The following is a 26,163-nucleotide window of genomic DNA, read 5'->3' on the forward strand; positions in this document are numbered from 1 at the left end:
ACCAATGCCCAATTAGCAAATTGAATTAATCGGATAAACGCACCCCTCCTTCTACAGTTCGCGCGTCCCCGGAAAAAGGTTCGGGAGTCCCATTCCAGTTGAAGTCGCTAACTCTAAAAGTCAGGCTGCCGACTTGACGCTCAGGATTAAAACGCAAAATGATTGCGTAGCTGCGGCGACTGTATTCTAAAGTGTAATTCGTACTGATTGTTTCCCCGCTTTCTAAATTAATAGCACTTTGAAATCCAACTCGAAAGCCTCCGTAAACTTGCTGGACAAGTCCAAAAGACAGGACTCTCAAATCTACTAAGCGATCGAATAAAAACGGCGATATACCGTCCCGTCCCACCTGGGTATAAGTCACGTTAAAACCAGTGTAATCGAGGAAAGGGCGGGAGAAATGGCCGAACTGCCCTTGAATGCCGACGCTGCCGGCGAGGGAATTTTGTCTGTCGCCACTGCTGTAATAAGTTCCAACCCCCCGGAGTCCCAAGGCCAGTTGCAAGAAAGGAACCACCGGCGTCCGCGTATACCTCAAACCCTGGGTGGGAGTGCGAGGCAGCGGTTCGCCCTCCCACAGGTTGAAGCCGCGACTCAAGGCAAAGCTGAGCTGGGAACGCCCCAGATCGACGCGGTTGTTTTCCCGCACTGGTTCGAGCAAGTCTGCTTGATCGGTGTCAGCATTGATAAATTGATACCCAGCTTGGTAGCTGAGATTGATGCCCGTGCCTCCGAGTGGGATGACTGGGGAAGTCAGGACTGCCCCCAGGCTGCTCTGCACGGTTTGATAGCCCAGAGAACCGTTAAACAGTCGATCGCGATAACTGTATTCTGCTGCCAGAGTGTGAGTGCCGATCAACTGTCGCAGGCGCAAATTGCCCCTAAAGCTGTCTTCCGGCAAGTTCGGGAAATTTTCAAAACTCAGAAATATTGCCGATCCGTCCAGGCTGGTGCGCGGGCCGAGACTAGCGCCCAACCTCGCTTTCAGCCCGTAGCTATCGGGAGACAACGGATTGCCACCGTTCTCTGCCACGATCCGCTGCAGGTAAATTTGGGGTGTCAGAGTCAGTCGCACCGGCCCGTTTTGCAACACCTCAAAACCGCACTCGGCATACAAACCGCCTCTTTCGCCCCCGTCGTAGCCAAAGGTCAAACACGGGCCGTTTTGCTGCCGGCTGTCAAACACTTGCCTGCGGGGATACACGGGTATTTTCACCCGGTTGTCGAACACCAAGCGGGGTTTAGTTGTGACCAATTCCTCTGCCGTGGGCGAAATCCTTCTAATCGTCGCCCTCCGGGCCCTGTATTCAAATTCCGGCGGGGAAAACGGGTCGTTAGTAAGCCGAATGTTGGTTGCTACCCTCGCGCCGTCTGGTAGCAGTTCGATGCGTTCTGCTTCAAAGCGGATGCGGTTGACGGCACCAGTAACTTGGGGGGCTGCTAGCTGTCCACCGCCACCGAGAGTCACTGTAGCAGCGCCGGGGGATTTGACTCCGCGCAGGGGCTGCTGGCTGGTAATTCGATCGCTCAGGGGCTGTTCAAGAATCGTCCCGGCACTAATATCTGTCGGCAGTGTGGGAGTCAATTCGCTACCTGCTGCGGGCAGGAATATTTCGCCCCTGGCTTGTTCGACTGCGCCGCTGTTGAGGCCAAGATTGAACTCCATCCGCTGACCGCGCACTACTTGTTGGCCGCGGGTATAGGCGACATTGCCGGATGCTACCACTTGGCGGGTGACTAAGTTGACGATCGCTCGATCGGCATCTATCACAGTTTGCCGGAACCGCACAACGACATTACCAACCGCCGTGACAATTTGCTGCTTGTCGTCGAATTCTTGGCTGTCAGCCTTAACTTCAATAGTATCGGCCGGACTCACCGGAAAAGGCACCGTCCGCTGAGAAGGGGCGGTGCGGACTCCCGGCGGCGCGGCTGGTTTAGGTTTCGGTGTCGGGGCAGCGGGGGTTCTGGGTGCGGGGGCAGTTCCTGGTGTGGGAATGTCGAACTGCTGTTGCCCGCTGGGTGCTGGTTCTAGCGCGGGTTCTGGAACGGGAATCTCCGCAGGTTCGGGAGAGTTATCTTCTAACTGCCGGCCTTGGGTCTGATACCAACTTTCCTGCTTTCGGACAACATTCCCATCCTGTTGTTTCTGCGCCTCTGCGCTTCGTTTTTGATTGCGAATGGCAATGGCATTTTCTACCGAACCCAATGGGTAAGCCGTAAACGAGGAATCTTTCGGATTTTCCGCAGTTTCGGGTTCTCTCACAGGGGCCTGACGCTGAAATCCCACCACTGCCTCGCCGCTTTCCACTGCAGCTAAGGGGTCGGCGATTTCTGGAAGCTGGTCGGTGGCTGGGGTGGTGCCCCGGAGTGTGGCTGCGGGTTCTTCTGGGGCCGGTGTGGGTTCTGGCTGAACGATATCTGGGCTTGGTTCCGGTATTTCTGCGGGGTTGCGGAGGGTGTCTCCATCGCCGGCCGCGACAGTGAGGGCGACTTTTTTTGGCTTTGCGATGTAGATGATGCCAGGGGGTTCTGGCGGCGGTACCGGATAGGGCATAGTTACAACAGGTAAGTCATCCGATTTTAGATTTTAGATTTTAGATTTTAGATTTTATAGGGTGCAAATTATTGAAAATTTTGCATCTAGAAGGCAACTGTTTAAACATTAATCTGATATCTAAAATTCCCCGTGGCTTTGGTGCGCCGGAATAGGGCTGCTTTCAGAAGTTGCTTTCGCCACAAGATAACCTCGCTGGCGGTGCGAGGTCAAGTTTTGTCCGACTAATTTTTGCGGGTTTGTCGGCTGTTGCAGGGGCTGCGGTGGCGCGCCCCTACTCTGCGGGCGAGATAACTTGTTTATTCCATGTCTCTGCGGTTGGGGTTCCGGGCTGGGTCATTGGACAAAAATCCAAATACAAACAGGGAAACAAAAAATAGGACAACTACATTAACTACGATTTTGAGGGTTAGCACTGTGGGAGTCTCCAAAGATGGCATAATACTGAGCTGATTTGCTGCTGTTGCCGCAACTTTTTTATCATAAGCTAAAGATTAGTCAATTTTATCTTTGCTTTTGAGGATTTTGGGCAAGTTGATTTTTGCCCAATTCCAGAGTTGCTCGGCGATGTTTTCTAGCCGCAGCATAACTCGATCGAGCCATTCGAGCACTTGTTCTAGGGGGTGCTTAATGTATCCCATCGATTCTGCTTTTGTTTCTAAGTAGTCGTCTTCTGCTGGGACGCCTGCGCTGGGATTTTTGGCTTCTGCTGTGGGGGGGGTTGCGGCGGTGTATCTGGTAGTTTGGGCGGTGATTGCTGGAGAGTGGTTGTTTTGTCGGGTGTTCGGGTTTGTGTTTTTTGGCACTTCGGTTTCCTGTGCACGCCCTGGGGTTGATTCTGCTGCGAGTGCAGAGCTATTTTTGTGAGTAACTGCTAAATCAGATAAATCAGATGGTGTTTGGGGTTGACTTGTTGGGCTTTTTGTCAGCAAGCTCTGTTTTAGCTGCCCCAGCAGGCGGTGAAGTGCTTCGGGGTATGGGGATATTGAGACTGCGGTCGATCGACCTTCTGACAATTTTCCTAATTCTGAAATTTCTTGCTTGACTTTTGGACTGCTTTGTGATAACACGGGCGCGGAACTTTCCTCTATTAAATGCTGCGGTGCTGGTTCCCCAAATAAGTCTTGCCAATTCAGCCACGGTCGATCGACCTCTTGGCTTATTTGCGTGTTTTCTTGTTCTTGTCGCTGTTTCAAATAATACTGAATAGCGACGGATTTCTCCGTATTATCGCTGGCAGCCGTTTCTTTGCCCAGGAGGTGGTCTACTGACGACCAAATCACTTGTTCGATGTTTCGAGCGTATTTTTCGAGGATGTCGCGGGCGGACAAATCTAAATTGGTTTCGGTGCCCGATGTGTCAATTTTGACTCCGGGGTTTTCTGTGGGTGCGGGGGTTGTTTTTACCGAGGGGGGGAGGGTAAATTCTTCGAGGTTGACGGCGGCGCGATCGAGTAATGTAACAAAGGAGAGAGGACTAGGGGGTCGATCGAACTTTCTGTTAAAATTAGTTTCTAGTTTTGGGGTATTGTGGTCGATCGAATTCGATGCCGCAATTGACTGCTGTGCGGTTTTTGATTCAATCTGGGCGCGGGCTTTTTGGACTAGGATGGCATTGCGGTCGATCGATTTTTTAACTGCGAGGATTGATTCTCCAAACTGATTTCTTTTGAGAGCAACCGGGCTCGTCTGAAGCCATGCCATCAATTCCCAAAAACGACGCATCGGCGGCAACTGCGCTTTTTTGGCAGCCGACTCCAAACCGAGATTAAATTTTAATTCTTTTTGGGTAATTTCCCGCCGTTCGGGCCCACAGTTTGCTACTTCCCAAGTTATGCGACCTTCGAGCAGTTCTTGCTGTTCGGGTGTCAAAATATCTAATATCTGATTTTCTTTTCCGACTAATACTAAAGTGCGGGCTGGGATAAAACTGGCGATTCCCTCAACTTTTGGTTGCGGTTTTAATTCAGTTTTAGCAAGCGGATGTTCTAATACGGAAGTGGTTTGATGCTTTGTGATTTGTCCCTTAAAAGTGATTGCCGGAGGTAAATCGCTAGCAGTATTTCCCTGATTAATTAACAGCGGGAAGCTGGCTAAAGTTTTCGCGGTTTGCGACGAGGTTAGTAAATTTTCGGCTAGGTGCAAAATTTCCGCGATCGAACTTTCCTCGGAAACTTCCCCCTGATACCAATTTTGTGGCAAATCGGGGTTTTCGTCGCCGCCAAATTCTTGCAGTTCCGGTAAATCTACTTTGTGACTTGATTCCCGCAACTGTCGGCCCAGCATTCGGGAACTTTGCACAAGCAAATAAGCTGGATAAAGCAGAATTTGGGTAGCCGTGAGAGTTGTTTCTTTAATTTGACGCCAAGTTCGATCGCAATTGTCAGCGATTTGGCGGGACTGTTTCGATATAAAATTTAATAGTCGGCTTTGGTAGGGGCCGTAGTAACCGTTGGACATAAGTTTTATTCTTGAATTCAGATTTTTGATTCGCGCCGGAATTGCTGAATATTGCTGTAAAATCAAAGCGAGATCTTAATCGCAGCTTCAAACCCTCTGAAACCTTTATTTCTTCGCGTCCTTTGCGTCGGGGCGGTTCAATCCGATTTTTGATTAATACACAATTCCTAGTTTAGCTAAATATGAGCGCTTCTGTGTCACCTGCTAGCAACAATATTTCTGCCACTGTCGAGAAGTTGCGCCGACTCAGCCAAGTGGAGGTTCAGTCTGGTTGGAGGTACTGCGATTCTGACTCTGCTGTCTCTTCAGTAAATATTTGTAACAAGCCGATTGCCGAACTTAACGGCAAAGGACATATTGCTTGGCCGTCGGGGAAGCAAGTTTTGTATTTGGGTCAGCAATTGGTAATTCCTGACAATTTGCACGGCTATCCTGTCGTTGGTTTGCGGTTGCTACTGGGCTTGACTTGGTGGGCGGAAGATGCTCAAATTTTTGTCAACGGCGAGTTAGTCGGACAGGGAGATTTATTTGATTTTGCCGATCGAGTTTTGTTGAGTTCGTCGGCCAATCCCGGAGATGAATTTTTAGTAATTTTGCGGTTGGTAAGTCCGGGTCACGATAACGGTGCTTTAGTGCGATCGATTTGTTTGTACGAAGCTGCGGACTCTTCTTGTTTCGATCCGGGTTTTGTGGCTGCCGAATTAGAGATTTTGCAGAATTCGCTAAATCGAAATTTAGAAAATGTAAATTCCCAATACCTCTCCACTGAAACAATAGCAAGTCGCCCACTGTTTGTCAAGGGGGAAACGCTGAAATCTGAGATTGATTTGGCGATGGATTTGATTGATTGGTCGGCGGTGGGCGATCGCGAAAAGTTCGATCGCTCGCTGTCTGTTTTGCGGCACAATTTACTGGGATATCTGCGGGCTTTTTCTGGGGGTTTAGATGAGGGAACCGCAGAGGCCACAGAGGGCGCAGAGGGAGGAAGAAGAGAGGAAGTTTCTCAGGTTGGAGAAAATAGCAATTCTACATCTATATATATAGGAGAAAGCGGTGAACTGACATCTTTTTCTGGGGATTTAGATCGGGGAACCGCAGAGGCCGCAGAGTCCGCAGAGGGAGGAATAAGGGAGGATGTTTTTGAGGTTGGAGAAAATAGCAATTCTACATCTATATATATAGGAGAAAGTGGTGAGCTGACATCTATATATACAAGTAAAATCTATTTGGTCGGTCACGCTCATTTAGACTTAGCATGGCTGTGGCCTGTCCCGGAAACTTGGGAAGCGGCAAAGCGAACTTTTGAGTCGGTATTGAAATTGCAATCCGAGTTTCCCGATTTAATTTTCTGCCATTCAACTCCCGCACTTTATGCTTGGATGGAAGAACATCGCCCGGACTTATTTGTTGCGATTAAAAAACAGGTGGCGGCGGGTTGTTGGGAAGTTGTCGGCGGGATGTGGGTAGAACCGGATTTAAACTTGATTTCCGCTGAATCAATGGTGCGGCAAGTTTTTTACGGACAGCGTTACGCAAAAGAAAAATTTGGGGAATTGATGCGGGTGGCTTGGCTACCGGATACTTTCGGTTTTGGGTGGCAATTACCTCAGATTTTGCAACAAGGTGGAGTTGAATATTTTGTGACGCAAAAGTTGCGTTGGAATGATACAACGGAATTTCCCCACGGTGCGTTTTGGTGGGAAGGGTTGGACGGTACTAAAATATTTAGTATGATGTCTCCTCCAATTGGTGAAGGCATAGAATCTGTGAAAATGGCAAGTTATGCTTTTGACTGGCAAGCTAAAACTAATTTGCAAGATGCTCTTTGGTTGCCTGGGGTTGGCGACCACGGCGGTGGCCCGACTCGTGATATGTTGGAGGTGGCGAAACGCTGGAAAATGTCGCCTTTTTTCCCGAAGTTGGAGTTTGCGAAAGCGGTTGATTATTTGTCTTTGATTGAGAGTCAGTTTTTGCCGGAAGTTGTGGGAACTAAATCCGAAAGTTATGTTCCCGAATCCGAGAACCAGGAGAATTTACAGGCGCGAGAATTGTCAAAGTTGTCGGCTATTTCGGATGCAAATCCTCCCATCTCACAAATCAAAACTATTCCGCGCACTCTCCCCATTTGGAAAGACGAACTTTACTTAGAATTCCACCGGGGTTGCTACACGACTCGCGCAGACCAAAAACGCCAAAACCGCCGCTGCGAAGAATTGCTCTACCAAGCGGAGTTGTTGTCTTCGCTGGCCACTATTTGTACTGGTGCGGTTTATCCGAAATCTGAGTTAGAATCAGCTTGGAAACAAATTTTGTTTAACCAATTTCACGATATTTTGCCCGGTTCTGCGATCGCCCAAGTCTACGCCGATGCTAATATAGCCTTTGCCGAGGTCGATCGCACTTGTCGCGAAATCCTGCTAAAATCTTTGGATGCAATCTCGGCTCAAATTTCTCTGCCGAATCCTCCGCAGCCCGACGCTCAACCGATTTTGATTTTCAATACTCTCAATTGGTCGCGCTCTGAGGTTGTCGCCGTACCGCTTCCCGATTCTGTTGATTCAGCTTGGCAAATTTACGATTTTTCCCGACGGAGATTGGCTTCACAGATTGTCAAGGGCGATCGACCGCAATCGCAATCTACACTGTTATTCTGGGCAAATAATCTCCCCGCCGTTGGCTACCAGGTGTTTTGGCTGTGTCGTGAAGAGCCTCAAACTGTGGATAATGCGTCCGCGAGTCCAGAAACCGAAAAAAAGACAGAGTTATCAAAACTTACATACGGTATAGCACAAAAAAACACAGCTAGTCAAGAAACGCCTTTTGCAGCCGCACAAATGGTTCTAGAAAATGAATTTATTCGGGCAACAGTAGACGGCAAAACTGGGAATTTATCCAGCATTTGGGATAAACTAAATAACCGAGAAGTCCTGAATGCAGCAGGCGGAAATCAACTGCAAGCATTTCAAGACAGCGGCCAATATTGGGATGCTTGGAACATAGACCCAAATTATGAAAAACATCAACTAGCAGCGCCGATACTCAAAGATATTTCTTGGATAGCACAGGGAGAAATACGGCAGAGTTTGCGCGTAGTCCGACAAATTGGCCAATCGGAGTTTTGCCAAGATTATATAGTAGAAATAGGTTCGCCGCTGCTGAAAATCAAGACAGTTGCAGATTGGCAAGAAACTCACGTTTTAGTAAAAGCAGCCTTTGGGTTAAATGTAGAAGCAGATTTTGCAACTTGCGAAATTCCCGGCGGTGCGATCGCACGCACAACCAAGCCGCAAACACCCGCCGAAAAAGCCAAATGGGAAGTGCCGATTTTGCGCTGGACTGATATCAGCAATGACGGTTTTGGAGTGAGTTTGCTCAACGATTGCAAATACGGTTGCGACCTTCAACCAAATCGCATTCGGCTGACATTGCTTCGGGGTTCGACTTGGCCGGATGAACAAGCAGATGTAGGAGTTTCCGAATTTACTTGTGCAGTCTATCCCCACGCTGGAAATTGGCAAGAAGCCGGCACAGTTCGGCGCGGCTATGAGTTGAATTTGCCGCTGCTAGTAAAGGTGTTGCCGCAGTTAGGAGAAAATCGAAACAAGAGTTTACCCGCAGTTGGTAAATTCTTGAATTTGTCTGCCGACAATTTAGTGTTAATGGCGTTTAAACAATCGGAAGACGATTCTAATGTGTGGATTTTGCGCTGTTGCGAATCCGAGGGGAAGGAGGCTGTGTTAGAATTCAAGAGTGATTTGGGATTAGAGATTGTAGAGCCAGTAGATTTGTTAGAACGACCTGCCAATTTCTCTGAAAAGCTGCCCGAAGGGCGAGGATTTAAGATAGAGCCTTGGAAAATCGCGAGTTTTGGAGTTGTAGCGAACCGCGAAGGCGCGAAGGAAGAAGGGGAAGCGAAGAGATGAGGGGATTATTGGCAGGTTAAATGCTAAAACTTAGGGTAGTGTCGATCGCTCTGCGAATTATATCCAAAAATAAGCTATTGCCAAAGTAACGAAAGTCAGCGGCAGCCCGAACCGCAAATGTTCCTTAAAAGTCAGCCGATCGCCTGATTGTCCTGCGACTTCAGCTACAATTAAATTAGCCACAGAACCCAACAAAGTTAAATTCCCTGCCAGGGTAGAAGCCGCTGCCAACAACAGCCAAGCTTGCGTATCTGTTTTGACAATCACCGATTGCAGAACCAACACTGCCGGTACGTTAGAAATTAAGTTAGAAAGAATTACGGTAACTCCCAACAAACTCAGCGGTGTATTAGTCAAATTAGTTAAATTGTCCAACAAACCCAGTTGTTGAGTGGCTTTAGTCACCACAAACAATCCTGCAAACATTACTAGCAAATTCCAATCGACGCCTTGCAAAATGCGATCGGACTTGACGCGCCTAGTAATTAACAATATACTGGCAGCTATCCAGGCAGATTCTGCTAAAGGTGCACCCGCTAAAAAAGCTACTAAAAGTGCTGCTGTCACCCACAAACTTTTTGCTAGCAAAGGCTTGAACAATCGATACCTGACTTGAGTAACCTGCGGCAAAGATTTGCAAGAACGCAATTCTGGATAAAGCAACCACAGCCAAGCTACTTGAACCAGCAAACAAATTAAAGCTACTGGTGCGAGAGACCGGGCAAATTCCAAATAACTAATTCCCGAAAAAGAACCGACGAGAATATTTTGCGGGTTGCCACTCACAGTCGCCACTGAACCTAAATTAGTACCTCCGGCTAAAGCTAAAAGATAAGGGATAGGATTGAGAGACAAAGAGCGAGTCAGACTCAGCGTTAAAGGGGCCAGCAAAATAGCAGTAGTGTCGTTGAGAAAAAATGCCGATAAAATGCCGCTGCCAAAAGTAACTGCCACCATAATGCCGAAAGAAGAACGAGTAAAGCGAGTTAAAAACTCCAAAGCGAGTTGAAAAAAACCCGATGCTCCCAAAGCCGAATTAACGACCATCATTCCCAGCAAAAAAACGATCGTATTTGGGTCGATCGCCTCCCAAGCAGTTTTGAGGTTAAGTATTCCCAAAGCCACCGCAAAACCTGACCCGACAATTGCAATCGCCGCCCGGTTCATCCGCAGCCCCGGCAAATATCCCAAACCGAATCCCAAGTAGGTCAGTCCCAATACTAGGTATTTGAGTGTTATCATATATACTTAAAATCCTTGATTGCCGCTTTTTTCCATTGTCTGGGATGCTAAAAGTACAGACCGGGTAATTGCAGCTAAACCTGCTGGCATTGCAACTAGCGCTAAATATCGCCGTGGAAAATAGCCAGTTTTGCAGTAAATTTATCAATACCAATTTAGATATAGTACCTCATCGCAACTTTATCCAACCTTTTGAGACTTTGCGAACTTAGTGCGAACAAAATTTTCCAACCTGCGCCAATTAGCCCTCACAACTTTCTTCTGATCTAAAATATGCAAAATCGCGAATGCTAAAAACGTGTACCCTAGCCAAAAATGCAAACTCCTTCCCACCTCAACCATTGCGGAATTCTGCGGAAACATATCCGGCAAAAGAATCCCGAAAAATTTCACATTGTTACTTTTGTAAGAGTTAGAAAGTAAGAAACCAGCAACCGGAACTAGCCACATAAAAACGTACAAAGTTGCGTGCAGAGCAAAATTTTTGTACCATTCCTTCGTAAACTTTGGCAGGCGTTTAGTATATTTTTTCCACCATACCCGCAGCAGAGTTAAAATCCGCCAAGTCAGTAAAGCCATTGTCAGCACTCCTACGGATTTGTGAAAATCGTAAAGGGGGCCTCGAATAAACAATTCTCCTGGCAATTGAGCCATAGAAGTACCGGTAATAAACAGCACTAAATAGCAAGCTGACATTACCCAGTGTAAAGACATCAATTGTTTGAACGCAGAATTAAGTCTGGGTTTCGCAGCGGGTTTTACGGTACTCACTCTTTCTTACCTCCTTAGCGTTTGCTGCACAAGATTAAGTATAAACTATAGGACTAAAGCCCGTGGTCGATTGTGCCTTATAAGATTTACTTAACTTAATTATTACAAATATTTATTAAACAGTCTAATTAACTATATTCACGATCGTCATTCCCAACACAAAACATCGTACTTGGGTCGATCGCCTCCCAAGCAGTTTTCAGGTCGAGTATCCCCAAAGCCACCACAAAAGCTGACCCGATAATTGCAACCGCCGCCCGGTTCATCCGCCGCCCCGGCAAATATCCCAAACCGAATCCGAAGTAGGTCAGTCCCAATACTAGGTATTTGAGTGTTATCATATATACTTAAAACTATTGATTGCCGATTTTTTTTATTGTCTAGGATGCTAAAAGTACAGACTGGGTAATTGCAGCTAAACCTGCTGGTATTGCAACTAGCGGGAAATATCGCCGGCAGACGGTCTACCAACTACAAACAAACACAGTGGTTGCATTGGGAAGCGAAAATCAGGGTGCTGGACAAGTGGTATTTTTGTTACAAATTGTAACTTTTTTCAAACAACAGGTTTAATTTAGTTTCACAAAAAAGTTAAATTCCAGAAAGTAAAATTAATTACAGTCGAGTTAAGCTAAAAGTGTTTGCTAAAAAAAGTAATTCAAGCAACCCCGAAACCAACTATTCTCACTTGATCGACACCGACGGCGACTTCGCGACAGCAAAACTTTCGTGTAGCCAACAAGTCGAACAAGATTGGTATGGAACTCTCTACGAGAATTTTCCGGGCATTTACTTCGTTCTAGATGCTTTGGGAAGAGTTTTTTCGCTAAATGAATTCGGCGCGTCTCGCCTCGCCTACAAATCGCAGGAATTAATTTGTCATTCAATTTTTAACATATTTTACTGCCAAGAGCAAGGGAAAATGCAGGCAGAATTTGCCGGATTGGCCCAGCCGGAAAACGGTACGCCAACTCCAAAAATTGCCTGTTGGGAAGGCTGCTTGACTTGCAAAGACGGCAAGATTATTAGGGTAAAAGCAACAGCGCGACCAATGCCGGCGGTAGATTGGAAAATAGATGAAAATACCAAGGGTCGCTCACTTGCCAATTTCCAACGACCGGCTGTACTGTTAGTTTGCGAAGAAATTAAGGCCACTTCGCAGTCACCCATGCCGCCCAACCAGAGAGGAAATTGGCGCAGTCCAACTTTGGCGATCGCAAAATTAGCCAAAAGTCAACTTAAAGAACGCCACAATATAGAAGACTTCATCCGCGAAGTAACAGAAACCGCTGTCAGTATTGTCAACTGCGATCGAGCTAGTATTTGGCTGTATGGCGAAGACAAAACGCAGCTTCACTGTATCGACCTTTACGAACAAAATACTAAACTCCATTCCGTACAAATCATCATCACAGCATCCGACTGTCCGGCATATTTTCAAGCTTTAAAATCTGCAAGTGTGATCGCTACTGTGGCAGCAGAAAATGACCCCAGAACACGAGAACTTGTCGGCCTTTATTTGCTCGATCAGGCAACGACCTCCCTGTTAAACGTACCGATTATGCTAGCAGGTCAAAGGTTGGGAATAGTCAGCGCCGAACGCCAGGGTTCCGACGGTGATTGGACGGAAGAAGAACACGAATTTACCCAAATATTAGCAGATTTTGTATCCTCAAGTTTGTCAGCTAGCGAAAAGTTAAAATTAGAAGCAATGCGGCACGAACAGCAGCAAAACTTGCTGACCCAATACTACGATCAACTAGAAGAAAGAGTAGAAAGACGCACTGCTGAACTCAAAAAAGCTAATCAAAAACTGCAAAAAGAAATAATTAAAAGAAAACAAGCAGAAGCAGAACTACGCCTGCAGCAACAAGAACAGCAAATTATTTTTGATTCCGTGCCGGCGATGATTTGGCTCAAAGATACCGAAAGTCGCCTGCTGCGAATTAATCAAGCCGCCGCTGCATCAAGAGGTTTGCCCGCAGCTCAATTAGAAGGTAAATCTTTTTATGAAATCTATCCAGACGAAGCAGAGCAATATTATTTAGAAGATTTGGAAGTAATCAATTCCGGCATTCCCAAGCAGGGGCAAGTCGAACTGCTACCAACAGTTTCGGGTCAAAAATGCTGGGTGCGGACAGATAAAATACCTTACCGTGATGAAACAGGTAAAGTCGCTGGTGTAATCGTGTTTGCAGTAGATATTACTGATTTAATTAAAGTCGAAAGAGAACTGCGAGAATATCGCGATCGCCTCGCACAAAAAGTCGAAAAACGTACTGCTATGTACAGGCAAGCCATGACCGCTTTGTACTCGGCAAATACGCAATTGCAACAGCTAATTAACAACAGCTATTCCTCGGGCGAAAATGGCAGCAGTTACTCAGCAGCGCGCTTGCTCGAATGCGAAGCTTATTTTGAAGCAGTTGCCGTGGCTGACCGCGACACAATTTTGAGCGTCAGCAGTAATTTTGCCCAACTTTTCGGTTACGAACCGGCGGAAATGGTGGGAATGAGCTTGCTGGAACTACTGTCGCCGAAATCATACAAACAGGCGCCGCAAATGATTTCAGCAGCCAGCAATACAGTCTGTGAAACTATTTTTCTTAAGCGAGATGGAACTGCTTTTCCTGCTGACGTTCGCAGCAAATTCGTATTTTGGGAAGGTCGTTTAGTACAGGTGAAAGCAGTCCGAGACCTCACGGAACGCAAATTGACCGCTGCAGAATTAGAGCGATCGCGCTCTTTGCTGCACGCTACCTTAGAAGCAACGGCAGACGGCATTCTCGCCGTTACTACCGCCGGAGAAATGATTAGTTATAACGAAAAGTTAGTTCAAATGTGGGGGATTTATGAAGAAGTTAGAAACTCAATGGATAGAACGGTGCGGCTGGCATTTCTCACTAAGCAAGTGAAAGATCCGAGGGCTTTTTTGCAGAGAGTTAAAGAATTTTATAGTGATGCGGAGTCGGAAGGTTGCGATATTCTAGAATTTAAAGACGGCCGCACTTTTGAGCGCTACACGCAGCCAATTAGAGTCGGACAAAATATTATTGGCAGGGTGTGGCGCTTCCGCGATATTACCTCTCGCGAAAAAGTGACGGCAATGTTGGGAGATTCTCAAAGGCGCTTTCGGGCAATTTTTGATTCTTCTTTCCAATTTGTGAGCTTATTGAAACCGGACGGTACTCTGCTGGAAGCTAACCAAACTTCTCTAGATTTTGCGGGAATTAAGCTACGGGATGTGGCTAATAAACCGTTTTGGCTATTGCCTTGGTGGGGAGATTCTGAGGAAGTTCAGGAACAGTTGCAGGAGGCGATTTCTCGATCGGCACAAGGTGAATTTGTCCGCTATGAAGTGGAAGTTCAAGGTGTAAATCGGACGGCAATTGTTGATTTTTCTCTCAAACCTGTCGCGGATGAAACTGGCAAAATAGTATTGTTGCTGCCGGAAGGTCGGGACATTACTAAAAGTAAGCAAGCCCAAGTCGCGCTGCGGCAACAAATAGAACGGGAACGCCTGATCGGGCAGATTCAATCGCGCATTCGTTCTTCTCTGGATCTCCAAGATATTCTCAACACTACAGTAGCGGAAGTGCGGGAGTTTTTGGCAACCGATCGCGTGCTGATTTTCCGCTTCCGACCAGACTGGAACGGAGATGTGGTGGTGGAGTCGGTTGCAGAAGGATGGATGCCACTCAAAGGGATGGGAATTGACGATTGCTGTTTTGCCAATAGTTACATCGGACAGTATTTAAAGGGCCGCATTCGCGCCATAGAGGATATTCATGCTTCTAATTTGAGCGAGTGTCACCTGAATTTTTTGGAGACTTGTCAGGTGAAGGCAAATTTGGTGGTGCCGATTGTCCAGCAGGGAATAGAACCTAGGGAAGGGAACGGTTCTTGTCAAGTGCCGAAGTTGTGGGGTTTGCTGATTGCCCACCACTGTTCGGCACCCCGCCAGTGGCAGCAGTTTGATGTGGATTTGCTGAGTCAGTTGGGTACTCAAGTTGCGATCGCGATCGAACAATCTTTACTTTACCAGCAGCTAGCTGCGGCCAACCAGCGGTTGGACGGGTTGGCGAATTTGGACAGTCTGACTCAACTAGCTAACCGCCGCCGTTTTGACGAGGTGATCAACCGAGAATGGGAGCAGTCGAGCTCTTCGGAACCGCTATCTTTGATTCTGTGCGACATTGACTGTTTTAAACTTTACAACGACAATTACGGCCACCAAGCCGGGGATGCTTGTTTGCAGCAAGTGGCGCGGGCGATCGGGGATGCTTGCACAAAGGCACCCGCAGAACGCCTCTATTTGGCTGCTAGGTACGGCGGCGAGGAATTTGGGGTAATTTTGCCAAATACGGATGTCGTCGCTGCACAGGCGGTTGCGGAGGCAATCCGCAGCCGCGTCAAAGCATTGGCCATTCCCCACATCAAGTCTGTTGTCAGTGATTGTGTGACTCTCAGCTTGGGAGTGGCGGGCGTTTCGCAAAGTCAAAACTCCCCGAAAATGTTGATTGAAGCGGCGGATAAGGCACTGTATCGAGCTAAGTCTGGCGGGCGCGATCGAGTGGCTATTAATGAGTAGTTGTTACTTGTTACTTGTTACTTGTTGGTGAGTAGTTATTTGTTTCCCCTAACTCATAACCAACAAATAACCAATAACTAAAGTAAAGTGATATCGCTAAGTGCGATCGCACTAGCTTCCACTCCTACCAACAGAACCAACCGTTCCCCATTTGCTTTACTAATTAAAGAGCCTTCTGGAATTTGAGTTATTGCCAAATTTCCAATAGTTCCGCCTTTATATTGTAGCACATCCAGCCCTTTCGTGAAATCATAAATAATATCAAATCCGCCGTTACTTTCTAACACAAATGTGTCATTTCCTAGACCCCCAATTATAGTATCATCCCCCAAACCGGAGATTAAAATATCATCGCCCAAACCGCCAGTGAGAGTGTCACTACCAGCCCCGCCAAAGATAGTATCATTTTCCTCGCAGCCATCCAGCAAATCGTTACTTTGATTCCCACTTAAAAAATCCTTGCCAGCACCTCCGCAGATAGTATCGCTGCCCGAATTGCCGTAGAGAAGATCATTGCCTTTGCCACCCAACACAATATCATTACCTTTGCCACCAAATGCAGAATCATTACCTTTACCGCCGTCGATAAAATCAGCACCTTCATTGCCAAAAATTAAGTCGTTTTCTTCCTTGCCATTTATGGAATCATTGCCACGATTGCCAAAAATAATATCTTCACCTTCACCACCAAAAATGATGTCATTATTCTTTCCTCCAAAAAGGATATCATCTCCCTTGTTCCCGTCAATAAAATCATTGCCTCGGTTCCCGTAAAGGATATCGTTTCCTTCACCGCCATAGAGGTTATCGTCGCCTAAATCCCCATCGAAAAGGTTCTGATTTGGACTGCCGTAAAAAGCATCATTTCCTGCAGTGCCAAACTGAATTTCACCGCTACCATTGCTGTTGATAATATTGTCAACTTGATTGGGTTGGTTGAAATTGGGCTGCGGAATAGTATCGCAAATGCAATCGCTTTCAGTGGGCGTTGGCGTAGGCGTTCCGGCTGGGGTCGGCGTCGGAGTTGGTGTTCCCGTTGGAGTTGGAGTCGGTGTTCCCGTCGGAGTCGGAGTTTCCGTTGGAGTTGGAGTCGGTGTTCCCGTCGGAGTCGGAGTTTCCGTTGGCGTCGGAGTCGGAGTCGGTGTTCCCGTCGGAGTCGGAGTTTCCGTTGGCGTCGGAGTCGGAGTCGGTGTTCCCGTGGGAGTCGGAGTCGGAGTTGGTGTTCCAGTTGGCGTTGGAGTAGGTGTTCCCGTGGGAGTCGGAGTCGGGGTTCCCGTTGGCGTTGGAGTCGGAGTTCCCGTTGGCGTTGGAGTCGGAGTTCCCGTTGGCGTTGGAGTCGGAGTCGGAGTTTCCGTTGGAGTCGGAGTCGGAGTTTCCGTTGGCGTTGGAGTCGGAGTCGGAGTCGGAGTTTCCGTTTCCGTTGGAGTTTCCGTTTCCGTTGGAGTCGGAGTCGGAGTTGGTGTTCCGGTTGGAGTCGGAGTCGGAGTTTCCGTTGGAGTCGGAGTCGGAGTTTCCGTTTCCGTTGGAGTCTGAGTTTCCGTTGGAGTCGGAGTCGGAGTCGGAGTTTCCGTTTCCGTTGGAGTCGGAGTCGGAGTTTCCGTTTCCGTTGGAGTCGGAGTGGGAGTCGGAGTGGGAGTCGGAGTTTCCGTTGGTGTGGGAGTTGGTGTGGGAGTGGGAGTCGGAGTTTCCGTTGGTGTGGGAGTTGGTGTGGGAGTCGGGGTGGGAGTTGGCGCGGTAATATTAACGCTGAAAGTTCCTAAAATCGTAGGATTTACAGGATTCCCAGCAGTATCTTGAATTTGATTACCTTGCAGATTAATACTGTAAGTTGGATTATTATCTGCAATATCCCAACTTCCCCCAGGCGGAGTAAATGAATAAGTAGCTGTCCGCGTCAAGCCATTCGTATTAGTATCAATACTGACAAAGTTAACAGGAATACCACCGCCCGACCAATTGATTAAAAAGTCAGAACTGTCTAGAGTTGTAACATCGATCGCGCTATCATCGTTAAAAGTAACAGTAAAATCTTGAGTGGTTCCCCCCGCGACCGTAATATCAGCAATAGTTGTCGGATTTACAGTTGGGGCAATGCCATTTATTACTATTGCCTTATTTTGACCCAAGGAATTAGCAGCAGCCGGATTCGGCAAAGTCAAGACAGCATCACCATTAGTCAAATTCCTAATACTACCGCCGTTGAGAGATAAGGCAGTTGCGGAGGTATAATCTAAGTCGAGACTGCTATTGCCTGCTGTGACTGTGTAATTAAATGTCAGAGTATTGCTGCCGCTGCCACTGGCATAATTAATCACAGTACCTGCACCGCCTGTGGCTAAGGTAAGCTGCGGCGTACCCGTAACAGTAACTGGTTGACTGAATGTGACGGTAATGGGAATTACTGCACCGATGCCGTAACTTCCATCTGCCTGATCTGATGTGATATTAGTAATAGCAGCTAAAGGACTAACTGTAATGCTGGCTGTTTCGCTGGCTGTACTAAAAGGACTAGAAACGCCATTATTTTCTAAGTCCCCTGTCACATCTGCCGTGCCGCCGTTAGTGCCGGTAATTCTATCCCAAGCATTGAAAGTAATGCCGTTAGTAACTGTTCCGGTGTAGTTGCTATTGGGAACGAAGCGGAGGCGAGTTGTCGCGTCTGCTGCTAACAACAGGGCAGTTGCAGCGGTAGGAACAGTAGTAATATTGTTCCAATTTGTGCCGTCTGTCGTATACTGCCAAGTGCCATTTGTAGTATCTAAATTTGTGAGAGCGATGCCTCTCGGACGAAGGGAAATGGCGTCGTTTGGGTCGGTGATGCTGCTGCCGATAATAGCAGATATTAATGTGCCGCTGTTGTTGGTTTCGTTTACATTAATCGCTGTTAAATTAGGCGTGCCCGAGTTGTCTAAGACTGGGGAATTGTTGACGAGGACGCTGACTTGTGATGTTGAGGTACTGTAACCGTCGGTAGTTGTGTAGGAGAAGGTGTCGAGGCCGTTGAAAGTGGGCTTAGGAGTGTAGACAATGCTGCGTTTGGGGTCGATCGCGATCGCAAAGACTGTACTATCGGCATTGGGGTTAAAAGCAGGATCTGCTGTGCCATTGGTGCTGTTCAACCGGGCAATATAGTTGCGCGGTTGCCCGCCGATACTGGTGAATGGGCCACCTACTACTGGGTTGTTATTAGCATCAAGTGCGATCGCTATGACTCTATTATTCGCATTGGGATTAAAAGTAGGATCTGCCAACCCAGTGCTGCTGTTCAACCGGGCAATAGAATTGCGTGGCTGCCCGCCGATATTGGTGAAAAGGCCCCCTACTACTTGGTTGCCGTTAGCATCGATCGCGATCTCATCGATCACGCTCCCAGCGATACTATTATTCGCGTTGGGGTTGAAAGTAGGATCTGCCAACCCAGTGCTGCTGTTCAACCGGGCAATATTGTTACGGGGTTGCCCGTCGATATTGGTAAAAGTGCCCCCGACTACTGGATTGTTATTAGCATCGATCGCGATCGCGAGGACACTATTATTCGCATTTGGGTTGAAAGTAGGATCTGCCAACCCAGTGCTGCTGTTCAACCGGGCAATATAATTGCGAGGCTGCCCGCCGCCGATATTGGTGAATTCGCCCCCTACTACTGGGTTGCCGTTAGCATCGAACCCGATCTCCCTGACATAATAATTAGCGTTGGGGTTGAAGGTAGGATCTGCCGTGCCGTTGCTACTGTTGAGTCGAGCAATATAGTTGCGCGGCTGCTCGCCGATATTGGTGAAAAAGCCACCTATTACTGGGTTGCCGTTAGTATCGAACGCGATCTCTCTGACACTATTATTCGCATTGGGGTTAAAAGTAGGATCTGCCGTGCCGTCGCTGCTGTTCAACCGGGCAATATAGTTGCGCGGCTGCCCGCCGATATTGGTGAATTCGCCCCCTACTACTGGGTTCCCATTAGCATCGATCGCGATCGCCCAGATCCAACTATTCGCATTGGGATTAAAAGTAGGATCTGCCGTGCCGTCGCTGCCGTACAATCGGGCAATATAATTGCGTGGCTGCCCGCCGATATTCGTGAAATTTCCTCCTGCATAAATCCAGTCATCAACAGTAACAGTGCCGCCTGTTGGTTGAGTAACACTCTGCACTCTCAGTGCTTTTGTGCCGCCCGTATCGTTGGTCAGGACTTGAATTTTAATATTAGGAGTGCCGACAGTTGTTACCGCATTGTCTGGAGTAGCAACAGGCAAGTCATTAACAGCTATCCTGCCCAAGCGAAATGTAGCGCTTCCCTGGTCAGTATTGTCCCCAAAAAATAGGAAACTCGGCAATGTGTAAGGATTGAAAGGTAAAGGAGGAAAAGTTTGATTGGGGTTAAACTGAATTGGACGCAGCGGCCCTGTTAGGATTGGGGCGGCGGAATTATTAGCAAAAAGCTGGTAAGTAGTGCCTTGTACTTTCAGGACATAATTGTTATTAGCAGCGGTATTAAAATTAACTGTTTCAGACTCTTGAAAATTTGCTGACTGACCGAATATTCTGCCATTTTTAAAACCCAATTCTAAACCGTTCAAGCCGTCGCTGCTAATAGCTGTGACACTAAAACCCGCGCGGTTGGGGTTGCTAGTTTCTGTGGGAATTGCTGCATTAAAAGATATCGTATAACCAGCGGTGCGGTCTAATGTGGAGGTGGTGAAAGGCGGCAGTATCGCTGGTGTCGGAGTAAGTAGCGATTGCGGATCGTAATTGTTGTAACCCGCATAGCCAGCATTGCTATTAGGAGTGTAGATGGTACGAGTATTGATACCCGTCGAGTTTGGCGTAAACGCACCCGTAGCCAGAGAAGCAGGGGGGAAAGGGGCGGGAAGTGCCGTACCGGGCGGGGCTATTTGTCCGTAAGCAAGGGCGGTGGCGTTGGGCGTCCCTATGCCGGGGGGCGTTCCTGCTGGAAGGTTGGTAATCGCGTCGTAGAGGGTAAGATTGGGCATGATGTACCTAAAGGTAGATGATTTTGCTGAGTTTTATAATGTGAAAGCCTAGCAAATTTACTGATGAGTGTCATCGTTTTTCTACCTCCTGTCAAAAAATTTACGCAACTTTAACTTGTGCGTAATTCTAGCACCACAAAAAAACGATCGCCCTAACTGGCATAAAGTTAGTGCGATCGCGGTACTATGAATCAGCTATTTATCTATCAGAATCGGCGCGGAATTTTTACGCATTTCCACGGATTTTTTTACAAAACTTTACCGTGAGTAGCGTACAAATATCCAGAAACCACGTTTCTCTACCTAAGCTCTCTTTTTTTATTGAACCGCAGAGAACGCAGAGGCGCAGAGGAAGAGAAGAGAGGTAGGAAGGAGTTCACAAGTAATGAGGAATTCCTATAGCAATTCCCTACCTATTTAGCTAACAGTTTTTGAAACACCTCATACATATCCTCAGCCAACTTTTTAGGATTCCACAAAGGTGCGAGATGTTCTGGCTGCTTAGATTTTAATAAATGCTCTTTCACCGCATTTCTGAAACCCGCATCGCGACCAAACTTAACTCCCCACTGCGTGTATTCCTCCCAAGTCCACGCCGCACCAACATCAACATTTGCACTTTTCAGAAAAGCGTAACCCATGCGCGAAAGATATTGGTCGCCCGATCGAGTTACCACTGGCAAATTCGCCCACAAAGCCTCTAAATTGTGAGTCCCGCCGTTGTAAGGATAGGAATCTAAAAGCACGTCGGCTACATAATAAATAGCGCGGTGCTCTTCTTCACTTCTGGTTTGCCCTATAAACTTAATCCGACCAAAATCTACTCCCTGAATTTCGCATTCTTGGCGGTAAGTGCTGTGAATAACATCCGGGTCGCCTTGACCTTTGCGGATTAACACACTCTCTGGTACTTCCTTAAGAATTGTAACTTGAGCTCGTACCATTTCGGGATTGGTTTTTCTCCCGGGGGCAACGCACAGATAAGTCATTTGCTCTAAACCAATTCCGAGAGCATTTCTAATCGCCTCTCGATTCACAGGAATGCTTTGCAGTGCACCAATTGCTACCGAACAAACAGGCAATCTTACTAACTGTTCTAAGTAATTTTTTTCCACACCAGGGGGGTGAGTGTGTTCGTCGCAGAGAAAGTAGTGATTATCTGAAATGTAGGGTGCGTCAAATCCTAGCCAAGAAACGCAAATACCCGCAGGATATTGATACAGCACTTCCACATTTGTTGGCACTGTCATCGAGTCTAAGTCTATCAAAACATCCAAGTTGTCTTGCGCTACTTCGGCGAAGATTTCACCGCCATCAGCAAAGCCGTTTGGATATTTTTTAGGCCAGTAAAACTTGCCCGCCATGTCTTCAAACCGCTGCGTAACTTCATCTCGGTGGAGTTTGCCGGTGACGTAAAGGTGCACGTGGGGGGTGATGTGGCTTAATTCGCGAATTAGAGCTTCGCTGCACCAGCCTACTGAGTGGCGGCGGAAGTGTTTGGAAAGAAAGCCGATTTTTAAAGGACGCTGTTCTTTTGTTTGGTAATTTGCTAAGTTGATTCTGTTAATGTCTTGGCGCTTAGGGACGGCTTTTTGGTAGTATTCTTTGGCAATTAGTCTGTAGAAACTGGCATTCTTTTCGCGGTTGTCTCGCAGGTGAGAAACTGCAAACAGGAAGATTTCGTAGAGCAGTTTTAGTTCGATAACACTAAAGGTTTCGACCTTTTCGTAGCAGAGTTTTTCGATTTCTTCGAGTTTTTGAATTGCGTGTTGGCTGACACCTGATTGCAGGTAGGAAAAGACGTAGGCTGTAGCTGACATGATTGGGGCATTTTCGCCACAGTTTTCGCAGTATTTGTCGGCTATGCTACGGGCTCCGGCGAGGTTGGTGGAATGGCTTAGCAAGTCGCACAGTTGTTGGTAGGCTTCGCTAAATTTAGGGTTGCATTGGATCGCTTTTTCAAAATTGGCGATCGCCTCCAACGGCTTATCTTGTTTCTGAATGTGTCCCATCCGGCAGTAAACCTCTGCCCAATTCGGTTTTAATCCCAAAGCTTGCTGATAGCTGGCTAAAGCTTCTTCCAGCCGCCCCTGCATGGAAAAACAACTGCCGAGGTTAGCGTGAACTTCCGGCCAGTCGGGCTTTATTTTCAGAGTGTTTTGATAATTAGTAATTGCTTCGTCGTACTTGTTTTGCTGTAAAAAAGAATTGGCTATATTGAAGTGCAAAACTTCTAAATGCGGCTTTAAAGCTACAGCTTTCTGATAGTAAGCGATGGCAGCATCGAGATTGCCTTGTTGCGATCGCGCGCTGCCGATGTTACCGTAAGCTTCTGCCCAATCCGGCTTAATGGCGATCGCATTTTGGTAGCTTTCGATGGCTTCCTCGCGCTTTCCTTGGCTGAAAAGCCGATTACCTAAGTTAAAGTGGAAGTCTGCACCGACTAGCTGCGGGTTGAGTTCGGATGTTCTTTTAAAACAGGCGATCGCAGCTTCGATGTTGCCGTGTTGGTGATATACTTTCCCTAAATTCCAGTGAGCTCCCGCTAAATCAGGACTCAGGGCAATGGCTTGCTGGTAATGGGCGATCGCTTCTTCCAAACGCCCCATTTTGAAATACATACTGCCGATATTGGCGCGCACTTCCGCAAAATTTGGCTGCAATTCTAGGGCTTGAGAATACGATCGAATTGCAGCTTCAGTTTTGCCTCCTGCTTGCAAGGCATTGCCTAAAGTGACGTAAGCGTAGATGAAATCCGGTCGAATTTTTAGCGCTTGCTGACAAGCTGCGATCGCCTCTTTAATTTTACCTTGAACTAAAAAGTTTTCGGCGAGTTTATTGTACGGTTCTACTTCTTCAAAATTGGCAACTTGTCCGCTATCTGGAACGTTGAGCGAGGTAACTTGTTCGGAAAGTTCGGCGGGGTTTGTAAAGGGAGTATTTAACGTCTCAGTGGTGGGGGCTGGCGGCAAATTGATGCTCGAAGGCTGCAAGCCGTAGCCTTCATCTTTGTTGACAGATACTGGTTGCGCTTCCCCTGATTCTGTTTCTAATTCAATAAAGTTGCTGTCAGTATTTTCCCGCTCTTTTTGTGCGATCAAACTCGATAGTTTCTCAGCAGCGCTGGCATCTTCCGGTTGCTGTTGCAGCACTTTTTGATAGCAAGCAATGGCTGCATCTAACTTTCCTTGCTGCTGCAAAACGCTGCCCAGCATCATATTGACCGAACACAATTGAGGATTAATCGCCAGAGCTTTCTGGTAATAATTTGCCGCCTGTTCCAATTGCCCTAACTTGTAATACATACTGCCGAGATTCGCGCTGGCTTCAGCAAATTTCGGCTGAATTTCTAAAGCTTGCAAGTAAGCTTCAATTGCCCTTTCCAGCTTTTCTTGACTGTGCAGGGCATTGCCCATTGTCAAGTAAGCGGCAGCAAAATTAGGTTTGAATTTAAGAGCAAGATTGCAAGAGGCGATCGCATTTTCAAATTCTCCTTGCAAAACATAAACTTCCGCCAACTTTTTATGAACTTCGGCATCTCCTGGATTGAAATCTAAAGCTTTCTGATAATTCTCGATTGCGCCACCGAGATCACCTCGCTCTTTCAGCCAATTTCCCTTTTGAAAATAATCTCTCACTGCCTCTAAACCTACTAAAGAATTCCCGATCATTTGCTCTGCCACTCTTACAGGTTTTACACTAATACTATTCAGCCATTCTACCCACTATCGGGATCGCACAGACCAAGTACACCCTCGATTTATATATTCTACCTGCTGTCTCCGATGATTTTCAGCAGTGGCGCCGCCCGCACCCCTGGCCTCATTTAAAACTCGGACTACGGCCTCTGAAAACCGCCTTGTATATCCCTCCCAATCTGCTTTGCCCGCCCGCTTCTAATTAGTGATCAATGCAAAATTTTCCACCCCTGACATTGAAACTAGACGGGCAAATCCAGCAGTTGTTTCCGGCAAAGCTGCCAATTCACTCGTCACAATCCGGCAACCACTGGCCATCGCCTCCATCACCGCAATAGATGAGGTTTCCAAATAGGTATTCGGGTAAGCTAAAACCGCAACTGAACGCAGTTGCCGGAGGAGTTCGGGTTGGGGTATGGAACCGACGTACTCGACGCCTTCTGTTCCCTGACACTGGCGGTAAAGTTGACCGCAAAAAAGCTGGTTATCATTGTCGTCTATTTGGTGTACTTTCATGCTTGAAAATACTTTTAATGTGGTTCCGGGGAAAGCTTGACGAATTGCGGGAAAGACTTTTAACAAAATATCGAGTCCGCGAAATGGAGTGCTGGTGTAAGCTAGAATGGGCGGCAGAGATTTTTGAGAGAAAATAGAAATATTATCGGGAAAAATGTTAGCAAAACAAGGTGTAATCGCATTTGTTAAAACACAACTGCGATGGAATTAACTCCCAAAGCGCTGGCAAAATTGCTCGAGCTGCCAGTCGCTGACAAATACAAAGGCATCGCAAGCATTGATTTCTCGCTCATTCTTAAAATTTTCGAGGAATACAAAGCCGGGTTCGTTATTAATCCACAAAATTAATTTAGTTTGTTCCCCCAAAAGCCGCTTAACTTCCAGCGCTTTGCCGGCTATATTAACTATAACTAAAAAATCGAGCGATCGCAGCAATTATAAATTAGATTTGTCCCCCACCCTGCGCCTGCAATCAACACCGTGCGACATCCCCGACTCGGAAGTATTGTTGAGCAAAAATACCTCGTTTCCCTGTGCAGCCAACGCCTCAGCTAAGTAACAAATAGCAGACTGAGTGCCTCCCAAAGGTTCGCGGTAAGGAGTTGCAATATTGTAATCCCAGGTGTAGGTATCGAGAAAGCCGATTTTCATTCAATGGTATAATCTTAAAACTATTAAGGAGTACCGAACATGACCACAGAACAAGATCCCGTAAAATTGATGAAACAGCAAGTCGGCTTTGCTGCTGCCGATCGCGTAAAATCTGGTATGATTGTCGGACTCGGCACCGGGTCAACTACAGCTTATACTATTCAAGCATTGGGCGATCGCATAAAATCAGGTGAACTCAAAGATATCAAGGGAGTGCCGACATCTTTTCAATCAGAAGTGTTAGCCAAACAGTACGGAGTACCGCTGACAACACTAGATGAAATTGACAGAATTGATGTGGCTATTGACGGCGCTGATGAAGTCGATCCCCACCTCAACTTAATTAAAGGTGGCGGCGCCGCCCACACCCGCGAAAAAGTAGTCGATTACCTCGCCACTCAATTTATTGTAGTAGTTGACAGTTCTAAAATCGTAGATAAATTGGGTTCGACTTTTCGCGTCCCCATCGAAGTTATACCGATGGCATTAACACCCGTGATGCGCGCCATTGAAAAATTGGGTGGCAAACCCGAACTCCGCATGGGCGTGAAAAAAGCAGGCCCGGTAATTACCGATCAAGGTAATATGGTAATTGATGTCAAATTTGATGACATTGCCAACCCCGGAGAAATGGAAAAAAGCTTGAATAACATTCCCGGTGTGTTAGAAAATGGTTTGTTTGTAGACTGTACAGATTTGGTTTTAGTCGGCGAAATCCAAGACGGAAAACCCGTAGTCCGGGAGATTTCTCAATAGTCAAAACTGCC

General features: G+C 47.1%; 14 protein-coding genes. 3 read left to right on the plus strand and 11 right to left on the minus strand.

Annotated features, from left to right (window positions below; translation table 11 throughout):
* Window positions 1-25: 25 nt before the first annotated feature.
* The 3 genes from QUA34_RS00200 to QUA34_RS00210 all read right to left on the minus strand — a co-directional run bounded on the left by QUA34_RS00200 (window position 26) and on the right by QUA34_RS00210 (window position 5,016).
* Window positions 26-2,557: a DUF3769 domain-containing protein gene (locus QUA34_RS00200; protein ID WP_333323946.1), complete on the minus strand. Its 2,532-nt coding sequence runs from the start codon at window positions 2,555-2,557 to the stop codon at window positions 26-28.
* A 299-nt stretch (window positions 2,558-2,856) separates the two neighbouring features.
* Window positions 2,857-2,973 (minus strand): photosystem II reaction center protein I, encoded by a 117-nt coding sequence (locus QUA34_RS00205; protein ID WP_106151135.1) that lies wholly within the window; start codon window positions 2,971-2,973, stop codon window positions 2,857-2,859.
* A gap of 78 nt (window positions 2,974-3,051) precedes the next feature.
* On the minus strand, window positions 3,052-5,016 hold the full coding sequence (locus QUA34_RS00210) for a hypothetical protein (RefSeq protein ID WP_333383110.1): 1,965 nt from the start codon (window positions 5,014-5,016) through the stop codon (window positions 3,052-3,054).
* A gap of 182 nt (window positions 5,017-5,198) precedes the next feature.
* Here QUA34_RS00210 and QUA34_RS00215 point away from each other — a divergent pair, with 182 nt between their 5' ends.
* On the plus strand, window positions 5,199-8,939 hold the full coding sequence (locus tag QUA34_RS00215; protein ID WP_333383114.1) for an alpha-mannosidase: 3,741 nt from the start codon (window positions 5,199-5,201) through the stop codon (window positions 8,937-8,939).
* Between the two features lie 57 nt (window positions 8,940-8,996).
* Here QUA34_RS00215 and QUA34_RS00220 read toward each other — a convergent pair whose 3' ends face one another.
* From QUA34_RS00220 to QUA34_RS00230, 3 genes are all read right to left on the minus strand, one after another.
* A complete protein-coding gene (locus QUA34_RS00220) occupies window positions 8,997-10,181 on the minus strand; it encodes an anion transporter (RefSeq protein WP_333383117.1) in 1,185 nt (394 codons plus the stop codon).
* 180 nt (window positions 10,182-10,361) lie between these two features.
* A complete protein-coding gene (locus QUA34_RS00225; protein ID WP_333383119.1) occupies window positions 10,362-10,952 on the minus strand; it encodes a cytochrome b in 591 nt (196 codons plus the stop codon).
* 128 nt (window positions 10,953-11,080) lie between these two features.
* Entirely contained in the window at window positions 11,081-11,293 is a 213-nt protein-coding gene (locus QUA34_RS00230) for a hypothetical protein (RefSeq protein WP_333383122.1), read from the minus strand.
* A gap of 296 nt (window positions 11,294-11,589) precedes the next feature.
* Here QUA34_RS00230 and QUA34_RS00235 point away from each other — a divergent pair, with 296 nt between their 5' ends.
* Window positions 11,590-15,543: a PAS domain S-box protein gene (locus tag QUA34_RS00235; RefSeq protein WP_333383125.1), complete on the plus strand. Its 3,954-nt coding sequence runs from the start codon at window positions 11,590-11,592 to the stop codon at window positions 15,541-15,543.
* Window positions 15,544-15,620: 77 nt separating this feature from the next.
* On the opposite strand, the gene QUA34_RS00240 is transcribed toward QUA34_RS00235, so the two are convergent.
* From QUA34_RS00240 to QUA34_RS00260, 5 genes are all read right to left on the minus strand, one after another.
* On the minus strand, window positions 15,621-20,531 hold the full coding sequence (locus QUA34_RS00240; protein WP_333383128.1) for a choice-of-anchor Y domain-containing protein: 4,911 nt from the start codon (window positions 20,529-20,531) through the stop codon (window positions 15,621-15,623).
* A gap of 413 nt (window positions 20,532-20,944) precedes the next feature.
* Complete coding sequence (locus QUA34_RS00245) at window positions 20,945-24,202, minus strand: tetratricopeptide repeat protein (RefSeq protein WP_333383131.1); 3,258 nt, start codon at window positions 24,200-24,202, stop codon at window positions 20,945-20,947.
* A gap of 225 nt (window positions 24,203-24,427) precedes the next feature.
* Window positions 24,428-24,922, minus strand: coding sequence for a glycosyltransferase (locus QUA34_RS00250; protein ID WP_333383424.1), 495 nt, complete (start codon window positions 24,920-24,922; stop codon window positions 24,428-24,430).
* 30 nt (window positions 24,923-24,952) lie between these two features.
* Window positions 24,953-25,180: a hypothetical protein gene (locus QUA34_RS00255; protein ID WP_333383134.1), complete on the minus strand. Its 228-nt coding sequence runs from the start codon at window positions 25,178-25,180 to the stop codon at window positions 24,953-24,955.
* Entirely contained in the window at window positions 25,181-25,396 is a 216-nt protein-coding gene (locus QUA34_RS00260; protein ID WP_333323924.1) for a hypothetical protein, read from the minus strand.
* Window positions 25,397-25,435: 39 nt separating this feature from the next.
* Here QUA34_RS00260 and rpiA point away from each other — a divergent pair, with 39 nt between their 5' ends.
* On the plus strand, window positions 25,436-26,152 hold the full coding sequence (gene rpiA, locus QUA34_RS00265) for a ribose-5-phosphate isomerase RpiA (RefSeq protein ID WP_333383137.1): 717 nt from the start codon (window positions 25,436-25,438) through the stop codon (window positions 26,150-26,152).
* The last annotated feature ends 11 nt before the right edge of the window (window positions 26,153-26,163 follow it).

The organism is Microcoleus sp. POL10_C6, assembly GCF_036701585.1.
Classification (GTDB): Bacteria; Cyanobacteriota; Cyanobacteriia; order Cyanobacteriales; family Microcoleaceae; genus Microcoleus.